Raw genomic sequence first — 14156 nt, forward strand, 5'->3', positions numbered from 1 at the left:
ATTCACTCCTTATGCCGCGATGGCATTCATGATCGCCGGAACGGACAGCTTATCCAGCGGGATCTCTGCCACCTGTTTGCGATCGCGCATGATGATGACGCGATCGGCATAGCCCACCAGCTCTTCCAGCTCTGACGAAATGACCAGCAGCGCCAGACCGTCCGCACACAGGGTTTCGATAAGCCGGATAATTTCGGCGTGCGCACCTACATCAATGCCGCGCGTTGGTTCGTCGAGGATCAGGAACTGCGGTTTGGTCAGCAGCCAGCGCGACAGTAGCACCTTCTGCTGGTTACCGCCGGAGAGAAATTCAATGGGCTGTTCCGCGCTCGGGGTACGAATGCCGAGCTGGCGGATAAAGCGCTCGGCAATGGCGTTTTGTTCTTTACGCGGAATGGGACGCAGCCACCCGCGCTGCGCCTGCAGCGCCAGAATGATATTTTCCCGCACCGAGGCGGCAGCAATGATGCCGTCCGTTTTCCGGTCTTCCGGGCAGAAGCCGACGCCCAGACACGACGCCTGATGCGGCGATCGCAGGGTTTGCGGTTTGCCCTTGATCAGCGCGCTGCCGCTGTCCGCCGGTTTGATCCCGAAGATCACCTCGGCGGTCTCGGTTCGACCGGAGCCTAGCAGGCCCGCCAGCCCGACAATTTCGCCCGGGCGTACCTCGAGGTTAAACGGCGAGATCACCCCTTTCTTGCCGTAATCGCTGAACGCAGCGACCGGTTTCTCGCTCAGCAGCGTGCGCCCTGCACGCTGGAGGGCGTTGGTTTCCAGCTCGCGACCCAGCATCATTTTGACCAGCTCGATCTGCGGCAGCTCGCGGGTTTCGCGGCAGCCGACAAAGCTGCCGTTGCGCAGCACCGTAATGCGATCGCTTACCTCATACACCTGATCGAGGAAGTGGGTAACGAAGATCAGGCTGACGCCCTGATCGCGCAGCTGGCGCATCAGGGTAAAGAGCATCTCCACTTCCTGGGTATCGAGGCTGGCGGTGGGTTCGTCGAGGATGAGAACCTTCGCGGAGAGATCGATCGCGCGACAAATGGCGACAATCTGCTGCATCGCTACGGAAAAGCGGTTCAGCGGCTCGCGGACGTCGAGGGAGAAGCCGTACGATTCCATCAGCTTTGTCGCCCGCGCCTCCATCTCTTTGCGCCGCAGCAGGCCAAAGCGCCGAGGCTCACGGCCAATAAACAGGTTATCCGCCACCGACATATTCGGCAGCAGGTTCACTTCCTGATAGACCGTCCCGATCCCCAGCTGCTGGGCATGGGCGGTGTTTTTTGGCGAAATGGCGTTGCCTTCCAGCCAGATGGTGCCGTGGTCGGCGTGATAAACGCCGGTCAGGGTTTTAATCAGCGTCGATTTTCCCGCGCCGTTCTCGCCCAGCAGCGCCATGATCTCCCCACGCCGCAGGCTGAAATCAACGTTATCCAGCGCCTTTACGCCGGGGAAGAATTTGCTCAAGCCCTCTGTGCGGAGGATTTCCTGGTGTTGTTCAGTGGTCATGGTTTCCCCCTCACCCTGACCCTCTCCCCGGAAGGGAGAGGGGATTGATCGTGCCAATTGTTAATATCCAACTCCGCCCTGCCTTTCTCCCTCTCCCCTCCGGGGAGAGGGCTGGGGTGAGGGGCGTGCTTAGTAGCCCATATTTTTCTTCTTCTCTAACTCTTCTTTCGCCGTGTCAGGCAGGTAGAGCGTGGATTTGGTGACCGTCACTTTCTCCGGCATCGTGCCGTCTTTCTTGAATTTCTCCAGCGCGTCGAATGCCGGACCCGCCATGTTTGGCGTCAGCTCCACGCTGGCGTTGGCTTCGCCGTCGATCATCGCTTTGTAGATGTCAGGCACGCCGTCGATAGAGCCGGTGAGGATATCTTTGCCCGGCTTCAGGCCCGCTTCTTTAATTGCCTGAATCGCACCGATCACCATGTCATCGTTGTGGGCATAAACCATACAGATGTTCTTGCCGTTATTTTCAGCCTTAATAAAGCTCTCCATGACCTCTTTACCTTTACTACGGGTAAAGTCGCCGGACTGAGAGCGGATAATCTTGATGTTTGGCGCTTTCGCGATGGCTTCAGCAAAGCCTTTTTTACGGTCGATGGCCACGCTCGCCCCAACGGTGCCCTGCAGCTCAACGACGTTACACGGCTTGCCGTCGACCTGTTTCACCAGCCAGTCGCCAATCAATTGCCCTTCCAGCACGTTGTTGGCGGTGACGGTGGTCATATAGAGAGATTTGTCTTTGACGTCGATGGAACGGTCGAGCAGGAAGACCGGGATCTCAGCGTCTTTCGCTTCCTTCAGGACGGGTTCCCAGCCGGTCGCCACGACGGGTGCAATAAAGATGGCATCCACGCCCTGGGCGATAAAGGAGCGCACGGCTTTGATCTGATTCTCTTGTTTTTGCTGACCATCGGCGATTTTCAGGGTAATGCCGCGTTTCTGAGCTTCGCTTTTCGCCACGTTGGTTTCTGCCGCTCGCCAGCCAGATTCAGAGCCGACCTGCGAAAAACCTACGGTTAAGGGAGCGGCCATCGCCATAGACGACATGGCTGCCGAAACTGCTGTGACCAGGAGTAAGCGCTTCCACATATGAACGTCCTCGTAGGGTGAGTTATTGTTGGTTAAAAGATGTTCTGCGGAATGACTATAGCCCATGAAATATGTAACGAATTGCGTTACATCACACTTCAGAAAAGTGAATAAAACGTTAATCACAAGTTTGTAATCGCTTTCATTTCTCCATGAAAAATGCGGCTGAGTTTATGGATTTTTCTGTCATGGAAACGGTCTGAAAAGTGGGAAGAACGTGGAGAGAAGGCGAAAACAGGCGGAGACATTCAGCGCGAGTTGGCTATAATACCTGCCACTTGTTTACCATCCATTTTAAAGGACACCGACATGAGCTTACTCAACGTCCCAGCGGGTAAAGAACTGCCAGAAGACATCTACGTAGTTATCGAAATCCCGGCTAACGCAGATCCGATCAAATACGAAGTGGACAAAGAGAGCGGCGCCCTGTTCGTAGACCGTTTCATGTCTACCGCGATGTTCTACCCATGCAACTACGGTTACATCAACCACACCCTGTCTCTGGACGGTGACCCGGTTGACGTGCTGGTCCCAACGCCATACCCGCTGGAGCCAGGCTCCGTCATTCGCTGCCGTCCAGTTGGCGTGCTGAAAATGACCGACGAATCCGGTGAAGATGCGAAGCTGGTTGCGGTACCGCACACCAAGCTGAGCAAAGAATACGATCACATCAAAGATGTGAACGACCTGCCAGAGCTGCTGAAAGCGCAGATCACTCACTTCTTCGAGCATTACAAAGACCTCGAAAAAGGCAAGTGGGTTAAAGTTGACGGCTGGGACAACGCAGAAGCGGCGAAAGCAGAAATCATCGCCTCTTTCGAACGCGCTGCTAAGAAGTAATTCTTACTGGCCGATTAATGAAAGCCCCGCATACTGGGGCTTTTTTTATATCTTTGTTAAAAGCAGCATACACCGACTTTTAAGATAAATCCCATTCTCATTGGCTTTCATGTTGATACAACAAAAGCACCCTCTCATTTATGGTGGGAGTGGTTGAATAGGCTGGCAATTAATCACATACTGTCATGATGAGCATTAATCCACATTCATTACAGGATTCATATGTCATCCATTAACATTGATGTTGCCCGCCCAACTGGAATTTACTTTATTATTGAAAGGCTATATTCCCGCGATGGACTTATGCCTTCCGTTGGGGAAATCAGCCCCTCTTTGACACAGGTACACCGCACTGTCATTCAGCTAAAACGCAAGCAAGATATGTTTATGGATGGTGTTAAGGTTACCCCAAAAGATATTACACTTTGGCAACAGATAAAATATCTTACGGGCTCGAAAGTAACGACCAAAGATACAGATACGTTAGTGTATACGACTGATTTTATCGGCTCTCTTGTGCCACTACACCTTTAGGCAATATTGAGCATGAAAATATTCCTCGCTTCCTCACGACAGAGTCTGTTCACTCCCTTCCTCAGGCGGTGAGCTATGGGCGTGATCCCATCCCACAGGTCCTTCTTTATGGTCGTAAGGATATTGTCTTCTTTATGGACAATGGTGGTAAAGGAACGCCAACCGCTATTGCAAAATATAATCACAATAATCGTGACCTTGCCATAATCAAAGATCAGCTGGAGGCCAGTAAAACGATGAAGGAACTGCTTTCTAAGGGAGCAAAATTATGAGTAAGAAAATTCATATCGTAAGTCTACTCGTCATTATTATTTCCTCTTTTATCTTTGGCAGAAGTACGTATATTCAATATCTGTCATGGTACTATGGAAGCGATAATTTAATATTCAGCGAATTAAATAGCTCCTTACTATCTAGTTTATTTAACGGGCTTTACTTCGCTCTTTCAGCAAGTATTATTTATATGTTCCTCACTCTATTAAAAAGAATTCCAGCGAATATTGTCACTTCTTGTCTGCTTCAGTTCTGTATTAACGTCGGGCTATATACGCTTTTTGTTGCAGTAGATAGAGGATATAGTAAATTACATACATTAAGCTCGGGTGCTACTGATATCACCCACAGCTATTTTTTAGGAGCGTTGCTGACGAGCACACTCCTGACCGTCGCGATCGTGAGCGTTATACATGCTAAGTTTCTTTCTTCAAAGCATAAAAATGGGCTACATAAAGGCGTTTGACTGTTACGGCAAAGACAGCAAATGGCAGTATCTCTGCATCCTGACCTTCCAACTTGCCTGGTTTTTGTTTTACTTATGGATCCCTTATCGAAGCGATTATGCGATTCAGCTGTTTTTACTGTTTTTCCTGCCCGTCATATCAAGCAATACGCGGTGCATAAACTACTATGGCCGTTCGCGCGCCTTGTGTTTTTTATGGCTTATTGCCCCATACATCATGCTGTTCGTTCCTCTGTTTTTAACCCGACGCAGGAATACAGAAGAGAATTGAAAGTGTAAAAAAACAACGCCACCTCACGGTGGCGTTGTTTTTTTCAGTACTGGTCTCTGTCTAACCAGTTACCGCTTACAATCCGCGTTAACCCTTCGACCGGACGCTGGTAGACATACATCCACGCACTTCCGTACGGCGTCTGGATCAACTGGCGTGCGTATTCACCGCCCCTGGTGCGCAAGGCATCAAGTTCGGCAAGCGTCGCGTTATCAATACGATAGACTTCACCCTGTACTGTTCCTTCGCCGGGAACCGCGCCTGGATAGTGGCCCAGGCTGTACAACTGGTAGTTCTCGATATTGTAATTCCCCAGCAGCAGGGCATTGGTCATCCAGTGACTGTTGCCTTGCTTGGTTCGTAAACTGCCGTAGACAAATATTCGCATTGCTAAAACTCAAACTGATAGAGCAGATCAAGTGCCTGGTCTATGCCGGACACTGCTTCCAGATATAGCTTAGGCATCAGGCGATAGCGTAACGTGAGTGTTGCCAGTGAGTCAAAGATCCCCACACCATATTTTACCTGCAGACCCGGCAGTACATAACCGCTGACCACCACCTGCGAGGAGTCACCCACGCCCTCGGTGTCCAGCGCCAGATTGCTTACGCCGAACGTCTCGCCGATTTTACCCACAACCTGCCCACTTTGTGCAACCCCCAGACCCACTAACATGGAGGTCATCGCCGCGCTGTCGCTCTGACCGCTGCCCAGACCTTGTCCACGCAGCAGATAAGAGAGGGCTTCCTGCTGCGACATCGCCGGGTCAGAGAAGATCTCCGCCTTAGGTTCGTCAGCAGAACCGGTGACGCGAACGCCAGCTATGACGTCGTCTTCCGTCGCTTCCGGGTTACGAATCGCTTCGATGTTCAACAGGGGTTGATCGGGTGGTCCGGAGAACAGCAGCTCGCCTTTACGGACAATCAGATCCTGACCATAGGCGTGGAAACGTCCTTCAGGAATATTAATTTGCCCGTTCAGGCCAAGACCTTGTTTATCCTGCGCCACCTTCAGGTCGCCCGTGAGCCTCGCCTTCAGCCCAAACGCATCCAACCGCACGTTATTCCCCACGTGCACGATAAGGTTACTATTAATCGGTATGCCAGCGCTCTTCTGTTCAACAGGTTTCAGATTTTCATTGAGCATAACTTCATCACTTGAGACGCCGACCGCACTTTCCGGCACATCGTGAACCACGATGCGCGCCCACGGCACGTCGACGCGACCATCAAGCGTGAAGAGGCTTGGCGTGGCCTCAAAGACCACATCAGGCGAGACGTCCAGGCGCACCATCGGCGGCACGGTGATGCGCACCTTACTGCCCTTCGCGGCAATACGGGCGCGCCAGTTGTCGAGCTGGCTCCAGTCCGCGTCGCCGCTCAGGTTGATTTGCCCTTGCTGCGTCAGCACCGAGCCGCTCAGCGTTGAGCTCATGCCGTTGAAGTTCATGGCGATCTGGCTGGGCTGCATGTCAAACGGCATAAAGTTACCGTCAATATCCACGCCGCTGAGGCGCAGCTGGCCGAACAGCTGAGGGCTTTGCGCATTGCCCGCCAGGCGCAGGTTGGCATTCACCATGCCCTCGGCTTTTTCCCCGCGCGCGAAAATCGGGTTCACCATCGCCAGGTTGAAGTTACGGATGTTGACGTTGCCGCCCAGATTACGCCGTCCCTGCGGATCGGTAATCTGTACCTGCCCGTCCAGCTGACCGTTATTGGTGAGGCGAATCAGCCACCCCAGCTCCGCACGGTTGTTATGCAGATCCGCGCTCAGGTTCAGGGTGTCGAAGGCCACCGGCAGCGGCGCGTCATTCACCTCCTGCGTCACCTTCACGTTACGCCCGGACAGCGTGACGCTGCCCTGCGGCAGCCCCTCTTTGGTTGTGTCCCAGGCGACATCGGCTTTCCCGCTGAAGACGCCGCTGGCCTGGGTGGTATCCGGCATAAACGGCTTCAGCATCGCCAGATCGAAGCGGTTGAGGTTGATCTGCGCGCGCCCTTCCGCGCCCGCATCGATGGTCTGCGGCACGCACAGTTCCGCATTCGGGTTGGTCCAGCAGTGCGGCCCAATGCTGATCTTCTGCTCGGCGTTGCGGTAATCCAGTGCGATGGAGCGCGACAGCGCCAGCGGCCCGACCGGCGTATTGAAGCGGGTGTTATCCAGCGTTCCTTTCCAGCGCTCCTCTTTGCGGTCGAAGCTGCCGGTCAGGTGCAGCTGGCCGGAGACCGGCTCGCCCTGCACCCGTAGCTGCAGGTCGTGCTGCTTCTCGTTCCCTTTCGCGTCCAGGGTGACCAGGCTGATGTTCACGTCCGGCTGAGAAATGCGCTCCACGCGCAGGTTCAGGTTACCGCCGATCTGGTCGGTGGATTTCACATCCCCTTCCACGCGAACGCGGGCAACGCTCAGTTCCTGCCAGCGCAGGTTATTGGCGGTGATATCCGCCAGCAGCTGCGGCGCGTCTACCGTGCCGCGCACCTTCACAAGTCCTTTCGCCGTACCGCCAAGCCCCGGCAGGGCGTTATCGAGATTCGGCGCGTCGATGGTGGCATCCAGATTCAGATCTTTCACCCCCAGCTCGCCTTTGATATCCGCCGTGTTGCGGCCCAGCGCCACGTGCAGGCCAGGGATAACCCACTGCAGATAGCTGTTGCCTTTCACCGAGCCTTCAACGTTAACCTTGTTCTGCTTCACGTTCCCGGTGAGCTTAATTTCCGGCACATCCATCTGCCACGTACCGCCGTACAGGCTACCGCGCGTTTTGATCAGGCCATCCAGCTTCGACGGCCAGTCCGGCACTTCTTTGGCGGTGTTAATGCCCGTCAGCTTCAGCTCGCCGCGCCAGCTGATCGCCTGCTGCCAGTCAAGCAGCGCGGTCAGCTCGGTTTTGCCCTCCAGCGCCGCGACGGTCAGCTTGTCGAGGTTGACCTGCTGTTCGTTGCCCTTCGCATCCAGGGTGATGGTCGCGGGCGGTACGCCCTGCCCCTTCACCGCGGTGCGGAATGAGAGCGTGTAGTCGGTCATCTTGCCGCTCAGCTTTAGCTTCAGGTCATCGGCCTGGAACTGCTTTTCGCCGGTGAACGGCCAGGAAAGCTGCTTGCTGACAACCTCAAGATTGATCGGCAGCCCGGCTTCCGCCAGCTGGGTTTGCGCACGCAGGGCCATATCCACCGGTCCGGAAAGGTTCACGCCGACATCCAGCTTATCGCGCAGCGCTCCGCCCACTTTGACCTTCACCTTTTCGCCTTTCAGCGGATCGATGTTAAGCGCGCTGTTGAGGGTGATATCCACCGGCCAGTTATCGCGCAGCAGGGCATTCCCTGACGCATTCACCGAGCCCTGGTTGGTGTCGATATCCAGCGCGTCGAGCTTCATGTTGCCGTCAATGCTGCTGACTTTCAGCAGCATTGTGTAGACCGTCAGATCGGTATCGCCGGTCAGGCGCAGCTGCTCGCCTTTGAACTCCTCAATGTTAAGGTTCAGCGGCAGATGAACGTCGGTCATTTCCGGCAGCACAGGCTTCGAGAAGAGATCTTTCAGCGTTTCGCCCAGCGGCTTTTCTTCCGGCTGCGGGTTCTGGATCTTCGGCTCGACGATCTCTTCCTGCGCCACGTCGGCCACTTTCGGCAGCGCGATCAGCAAGCCCTGCAGCGACGTTGGCGTCAGGGTGAGGTTTTTCTCCTGCCAGCGCAGGCCGGAGGTGAAATCCATCACGGACACGGTGGTGTCGTCGATTTTGATATTGACGTTATCGAGCGCCACCCGATAGAGCGCGATCGGGTACGGCGTGGAGAGATTCAGCGGGCCGCTGTCCTCTTCCTCGACCGGTGCAGACTTCGGCATTTTTTTCGAATCTATCGCCACGTTAACGTCTTTAAGCGACAGATCGTTGACGCAGAGCTTGCTGTCACGCAGACAGCCCAGCTTCACCGCGAGATGAAACTCTCCGGCGTTCACCGCCACGCCCGGCTGCTCGTAGCGGATGTTCTTCAGACGCAGATCGCGCCAGCCGCCCGTTACCTGACCAATCTCCAGCCCAGGCACCCAGCGGTTCGCAGCGTTAAACAGCAGATGCAACCCGGTCGTCGTTCCCACCAGAAACGCTACCGTACCGAGCAGCAGCACGATAAAAATCAGCACCCCGAGGCTTATTTTCTTCCATAAACTCATAATTCAGGCCCCAGACCGATGTAAAACTGTAATCCGTGTTCATCTTTGTCGCCGACAGGCACGGCGAAGTCGAGCTTGATGGGCCCGACGGGTGACTGCCAGCGTACGCCCACGCCCGCGCCCGTTTTGAAGTCGCTGCGACGGATATCGTTCACCGCTTCACCGCCGTCAACAAACATGGCGCCCCACCACTTTCCGCTGACGTTGTACTGATACTCCAGCGATCCCGTCGCCAGTTTTGACGCACCGGTCAGCTGGCCCTTTTCGTTCTCAGGTGAGATCGATTTGTACTTATACCCACGAATGCTGCGGTCGCCCCCGGCGAAGAAGCGCAGATCCGGCGGAACGCGCTCGAAGTCTCCCGTTTCAATCCAGCCGAGATTGCCGCGCATCACAAAGCGGTGTTTGTCGTACAGCGTGCGGATCCAGACGTTTTGCGCCTGTATGACGGAGAAGTCTACGTCGGAGCCCCAGGCAGAGTTGGAATAATCGATGGAGTAGCGCTGCGAGTCGCCCCAGGTCGGCATCAGGCCCCCGCGCGAGCGGGTGCGGCTGATCATCACGCCCGGATAAAGCAGCATGGTGGTATTGGTGACGTTGGCCTGGGTAAAGTGGTCCAGGCTCCAGCGCAGGTTAATGGCGCGCTGCCAGCCGCTGGAGAGATCCCAGAAGCGGGAGACGGCAAGCGTCGTAGAGTCCTGCTTGGTGTCGTTCAAATCGGTGCGCTTAAAACCGCCCTGCAGAAGGTAATATTGCTCAAGCGGATTTTTCAGCAGCGGCATTTTGTAGCTGAAATCCAGCTGCTGCTCGGGCGCAGAGAGGCTCAGGCTGGTGGTCAGGCTGTGGCCGTACGAGTTCATCCACGGTTTTTTCCACGAGGTTTTCACGCGTGGTCCGACATCCGTCGAGTAGCCAACACCGGTCTCAATGGTGTTCTCGGTGCGCGGCGAGACAACGCCATGCAGCGGCAACACCTTGGTTTTGCGAGACTTATCAAATTCCGGCGCGACAACCACGGAGTTAAACCAGCCGGTAGCGGAAAGACGACGGTTCAGTTCCGCCAGGTCCCTCGACTGGTAGTAATCCCCTTTTTTGAACGGCACGAGGTTTTGCAGGTACTCTTCGCGAATTTGCGAACCTTCAAACGTCACATCGCCAAAGCGGTAGCGTTCCCCGCTGTCGTAGTCGATATCCCAGAAGGCCTGACGTCGTTCAAGCGCAATGCCCAGCTGGCTTTTATTGAACTGGCTGTCGAAGTAGCCCTTACGCAGGGAAACGCTGGTCAGCTCTTTTTTGAAATGGTCGTAGTCGCCGTGGTTAAGCACGGTTCCGACTTTCGGCCGCGTGCTGAGCAGGTCCAGGTAATCCCGGTCGGTACGCGCCCCGCCGCGCAGGATGACGTTCGTACCGCCAATCAGCACCGGTTCGCCCGGCGAAACGCGGGCAATAAGGACCTGGCGCCCCTTCTTTGGCGGCGGACGGAGATCGAAATCAATGGTGGGTTCGTAATACCCAAGCGCTTTTAGACCTTCACGGATGGCGTCATCGACGCGCGCGCGAAAACGCCGGTCCGGCGTCACCTCATCACTCTGGATGGTCGATAGCTGCGCACGCACGTTTTTTTCCAGCGCCCCGGATAACCCCTCAACCTGCAAACGGACATTCGCCGCGCTGGCAATCCCGCTTGTCAGCAACACACTGACCAAACATAACTGGCGGATTTTTGTCACGTTTTCTCCTGAATATCCCTGTTTCCACCCTGGAAGCAAATGAAGTGCCGCTCCGCGGCAAAATACGGCCTGTTGGCCAAAAACCCGAATCGCGGGTTGAAAATGGGTGTAACACCCAAATATTTCTTATGATTAAATCTAGACTCATTCAGCGCATTTATTGTGTTCAATTAAACGCTTCGTGACAACCTTAACTGAAACATCGCACCCCGGGAGGCCCCATCGTGAGTTTATTCGACAAAAAGCATCTGGTTTCACAAACCGATGCATTACCGGGACGCAACACCCCTATGCCTGTGGCGACCTTACACGCCGTCAATGGCCATTCCATGACCAACGTGCCGGATGGCATGGAAATCGCCCTGTTCGCTATGGGCTGTTTCTGGGGCGTTGAGCGCCTCTTCTGGCAGCTGCCCGGCGTTTACAGCACGGCGGCCGGCTACACGGGCGGTTACACGCCGAATCCTACCTATCGCGAAGTCTGCTCCGGCGAAACCGGGCATGCGGAAGCGGTACGCGTGGTGTACGACCCTGCGGTAATCAGCTACGAACAGCTCCTGCAGGTCTTCTGGGAAAACCACGACCCGGCGCAGGGCATGCGTCAGGGCAACGACCACGGCACCCAGTACCGCTCGGCCATTTATCCGCTCACGCCTGAGCAGGATGCCGCCGCGCGCGCCAGCCTTGAGCGTTTCCAGCAGGCCATGCGTGAAGCGGGCGATACGCGCGAGGTAACGACGGAAATCGCCACCGCGAAACCGTTCTACTATGCCGAGGACGACCACCAGCAGTATCTGCATAAAAACCCGTACGGCTACTGCGGCATCGGGGGCATCGGCGTTTGCCTGCCGCCACAGCTGGCCTGATCACCGATCCAGCGCCACGCGAGCCGCGTGGCGCGTGGCGTTACTGACCGAACTGTAATCCATCACTTTGCCCTGCAGCAGCAGGTTAAAGACCGGTGCCTGCGGTCGGTTAAGCCGCGTTTGCAGCAGATGTACGGCCTCAATCCCCAGCTCGCGGCAGGGCACCGTGACGCCGGTGACCGGTTTTTCCAGACGGTGCGCTAAATTCCATGCAAAATCGGTCGTGATGAGCGAAATGTCTTCCGGAATGCGCAGCCCGTGCCGCGTTAACGCCCTCACCACCCCTTCCGTCATGCTGGTACTGTTGGGGAAAATCACCTCCGGCCACTGCGAGCGGTCATGATTCACTAACCACGCATCCAGCGCATGCTCGGCCTCTTCTGCGGTGAACCACTCCGTCACGAGCAAATCGCGCTGCGGGTCAAAGGCGACGTGAAAATGACGGTACGCCTCTTTGATGCCGTCCAGACGCGCGTACAACGTATCCCGACGCAGGCAGGTGAGCGTGAGCACGCGGCGATGCCCCTGCTCGAAAAGGTACTGCATGGCGGTGAAGCCGATCGCCCGGTGGTCGGGTGACACGGAATCCAGCACCCGATCCCGGTCAACGGAATTAATCAACACGCAGGGCTTATTCAGCGTGCTTGCCAGTTTAAATATGGTGGAATCATCAGTGCCAATAATAATAATCGCGTTAATATTCTTATGACTGGCCTTTTCCAGAAAGACTTTCACATCGGCGTGCTGCTCTTCTAAACCACAGCACGTGACCCACACATTATGCCGCGCGCAGGCTTCAGCAATTCCTTTCGTCACTTCCAGATAAAAAATATCCCCGCGTCCCTGAAAGGTTCTCTCCGGTGCAAAAACAGCGATACCGTTAATTAACAGTCTTCCGCTCGCCATAGACTCCAGCACACCGAGCTCCCGCGCGGTGCGAACGATCGCCTCCCGGGCTTTTTCGCTGGTATACGACTTGCCGCTTAATACCCGCGAAACCGTGCTGACGGAATAGCCCGTCAGGGTAGCAATTTCCTCCATTTTTAACTTGCCCGGCATAGTGTGACCTCGCTCTCATTCAGTTTTTGCAAATATTTGCAGAAACAGTCCTTTGATTTTAAAACCAAATGTCAAAACGTCTGGAGATTACTTCATCACCTTGCGAGTATTCTCACAAAAACACATTGTCGCTATCGCTCCCCTTTCCTATTTTCCGGTCATCACTCATTTCAACTGAAATTAAGGTGTGACATGGAGAAGGTACGTTTTGGCATTATTGGAATAGGGAATATCGGTACGGTCCACGCGCGTTATTTACTGGCGGGTAAGGTCAGCGACGCCTGCCTTGCCGCAGTTTGTGATAATGCACCGGAAAAGCATCCGGCCATTCGCCAGCTGGTCGGCCCCCTCCCCGTGTTCAGCGACGCGCAGGAGATGCTCCAGAGCGGGCTTATCGACGCGGTGATTGTCGCCACGCCGCACTACGAGCATCCGCGCCTGTCGATGCTGGCGATGCGCAACGGCATCCACACCCTGTGTGAAAAACCGGCGGGCGTGTATACCGCCCAGGTGCAGGAGATGAACGCCTGCGCCCAGGCGTGCGATGTGGTGTTCGGCATCATGTACAACCAGCGCCCGAACCCGCTCTACCAGAAGGTGAAAGATCTGATCGACAGCGGCGAGCTGGGTGAGATCCGCCGCTCCAACTGGATCATCACCAACTGGTATCGCTCGCAGAGCTATTACAACTCCGGCGGCTGGCGAGCCACCTGGAAAGGAGAAGGCGGCGGCGTGTTGCTCAACCAGGACCCGCACCAGCTCGATCTCTGGCAGTGGCTGGTCGGGATGCCGGTCCGTCTGCGCGCGTTCTGCCAGTTCGGCAAACATCGTGAGATCGAAGTGGAAGACGAGGTCACCGCCTACGCCGAGTATGCCAACGGCGCGACGGGCGTGTTTATCACCACCGTGGCGGAAACGCCGGGCACCAACCGGCTGGAAATCGTCGGCGATCGCGGCAAGGTGGTCGTCGAAGAGGGCAAGCTGCGCTACTGGCGACTGCGTGAATCAGAAACCGCCTTCAACGCCCGCTGGCAAAACGGTTTTGGTGAACCCGAATGCTGGGAGGTCACGCTTCCCGTGGCTCCGGAATGCAGCGAACACCACGTCATTACCGCCAACTTCTGTGCCGCCATCCTGCGCGGCGAGCCGCTCATTGCGCCGGGTCTGGAAGGGATCCGCGGGTTGACGCTCTCCAACGCTATGCACCTCTCCACCTGGACGGACGACTGGGTCGAGTTCCCGCTCAACGAAAAACAGTATCTGCGCCTGCTCCAACAGCGCATCAGCACCTCAGTGGCTAAAGAGACAGCTAGCGTCACGCTGGACGCCTCTGGCACCTGGTAACTCCGGAG

12 protein-coding genes are annotated in these 14156 nt (G+C 55.7%); 6 read left to right on the plus strand and 6 right to left on the minus strand.

Going from position 1 to position 14156, the window contains the following annotated elements:
* Window positions 1-9: 9 nt before the first annotated feature.
* Window positions 10-1512, minus strand: a complete 1503-nt coding sequence (gene ytfR, locus RVY89_RS16635) for a galactofuranose ABC transporter, ATP-binding protein YtfR (RefSeq protein ID WP_484825919.1) — start codon at window positions 1510-1512, stop codon at window positions 10-12.
* A 129-nt stretch (window positions 1513-1641) separates the two neighbouring features.
* Window positions 1642-2598 carry a galactofuranose ABC transporter substrate-binding protein YtfQ gene (ytfQ, locus tag RVY89_RS16640; protein ID WP_014882271.1) on the minus strand — a complete coding sequence of 319 codons (957 nt, stop codon included), beginning with the start codon at window positions 2596-2598 and terminating at the stop codon, window positions 1642-1644.
* A 309-nt stretch (window positions 2599-2907) separates the two neighbouring features.
* On the opposite strand from ytfQ, the gene ppa reads away from it, so the two are divergent.
* From ppa to RVY89_RS16660, 4 genes are all read left to right on the plus strand, one after another.
* Window positions 2908-3438: an inorganic diphosphatase gene (gene ppa / locus RVY89_RS16645; protein WP_010427397.1), complete on the plus strand. Its 531-nt coding sequence runs from the start codon at window positions 2908-2910 to the stop codon at window positions 3436-3438.
* Window positions 3439-3660: 222 nt separating this feature from the next.
* Window positions 3661-3972, plus strand: coding sequence for a hypothetical protein (locus RVY89_RS16650; protein ID WP_484825920.1), 312 nt, complete (start codon window positions 3661-3663; stop codon window positions 3970-3972).
* A 68-nt stretch (window positions 3973-4040) separates the two neighbouring features.
* A complete protein-coding gene (locus RVY89_RS16655) occupies window positions 4041-4244 on the plus strand; it encodes a hypothetical protein (RefSeq protein WP_484825921.1) in 204 nt (67 codons plus the stop codon).
* Complete coding sequence (locus tag RVY89_RS16660; protein ID WP_484825922.1) at window positions 4241-4711, plus strand: hypothetical protein; 471 nt, start codon at window positions 4241-4243, stop codon at window positions 4709-4711. The genes RVY89_RS16655 and RVY89_RS16660 overlap by 4 nt, the downstream gene beginning before the upstream one ends.
* A 314-nt stretch (window positions 4712-5025) precedes the next feature.
* Here the strand turns inward: RVY89_RS16660 and RVY89_RS16665 are convergent, their stop codons facing one another.
* From RVY89_RS16665 to tamA, 3 genes are read right to left on the minus strand one after another with little or no spacing between them, the layout of a single operon-like run.
* The gene (locus RVY89_RS16665) at window positions 5026-5370 is read right to left on the minus strand and encodes a gamma-glutamylcyclotransferase family protein (protein ID WP_014830431.1); all 345 of its coding nucleotides are present in this window, start codon (window positions 5368-5370) and stop codon (window positions 5026-5028) included.
* Between the two features lie 2 nt (window positions 5371-5372).
* Window positions 5373-9149 carry an autotransporter assembly complex protein TamB gene (tamB, locus tag RVY89_RS16670; RefSeq protein WP_484825923.1) on the minus strand — a complete coding sequence of 1259 codons (3777 nt, stop codon included), beginning with the start codon at window positions 9147-9149 and terminating at the stop codon, window positions 5373-5375.
* The gene (tamA, locus tag RVY89_RS16675) at window positions 9146-10879 is read right to left on the minus strand and encodes an autotransporter assembly complex protein TamA (RefSeq protein WP_484825924.1); all 1734 of its coding nucleotides are present in this window, start codon (window positions 10877-10879) and stop codon (window positions 9146-9148) included. The genes tamB and tamA overlap by 4 nt, the downstream gene beginning before the upstream one ends.
* A 224-nt stretch (window positions 10880-11103) precedes the next feature.
* Between tamA and msrA the strand changes: the two genes are divergently transcribed.
* Window positions 11104-11745 (plus strand): peptide-methionine (S)-S-oxide reductase MsrA, encoded by a 642-nt coding sequence (msrA, locus tag RVY89_RS16680; protein ID WP_045908042.1) that lies wholly within the window; start codon window positions 11104-11106, stop codon window positions 11743-11745.
* On the opposite strand, the gene RVY89_RS16685 is transcribed toward msrA, so the two are convergent.
* The gene (locus tag RVY89_RS16685) at window positions 11746-12804 is read right to left on the minus strand and encodes a LacI family DNA-binding transcriptional regulator (protein WP_484825925.1); all 1059 of its coding nucleotides are present in this window, start codon (window positions 12802-12804) and stop codon (window positions 11746-11748) included. It lies immediately after the preceding gene.
* A gap of 192 nt (window positions 12805-12996) precedes the next feature.
* Between RVY89_RS16685 and RVY89_RS16690 the strand changes: the two genes are divergently transcribed.
* Complete coding sequence (locus RVY89_RS16690) at window positions 12997-14148, plus strand: Gfo/Idh/MocA family protein (RefSeq protein ID WP_484825926.1); 1152 nt, start codon at window positions 12997-12999, stop codon at window positions 14146-14148.
* Window positions 14149-14156 lie beyond the last annotated feature (8 nt).

Source organism: Enterobacter sp. 3U4 (genome assembly GCF_057224565.1).

Coding starts and splice junctions, on each gene's coding strand:
- ytfR (WP_484825919.1), bottom strand. CDS start 1,512: ATGACCACTGAACAACACCAGGAAATCCTCCGCACAGAGGGCTTGAGC.
- ytfQ (WP_014882271.1), bottom strand. CDS start 2,598: ATGTGGAAGCGCTTACTCCTGGTCACAGCAGTTTCGGCAGCCATGTCG.
- ppa (WP_010427397.1), top strand. CDS start 2,908: ATGAGCTTACTCAACGTCCCAGCGGGTAAAGAACTGCCAGAAGACATC.
- RVY89_RS16650 (WP_484825920.1), top strand. CDS start 3,661: ATGTCATCCATTAACATTGATGTTGCCCGCCCAACTGGAATTTACTTT.
- RVY89_RS16660 (WP_484825922.1), top strand. CDS start 4,241: ATGAGTAAGAAAATTCATATCGTAAGTCTACTCGTCATTATTATTTCC.
- RVY89_RS16665 (WP_014830431.1), bottom strand. CDS start 5,370: ATGCGAATATTTGTCTACGGCAGTTTACGAACCAAGCAAGGCAACAGT.
- tamB (WP_484825923.1), bottom strand. CDS start 9,149: ATGAGTTTATGGAAGAAAATAAGCCTCGGGGTGCTGATTTTTATCGTG.
- RVY89_RS16685 (WP_484825925.1), bottom strand. CDS start 12,804: ATGCCGGGCAAGTTAAAAATGGAGGAAATTGCTACCCTGACGGGCTAT.
- RVY89_RS16690 (WP_484825926.1), top strand. CDS start 12,997: ATGGAGAAGGTACGTTTTGGCATTATTGGAATAGGGAATATCGGTACG.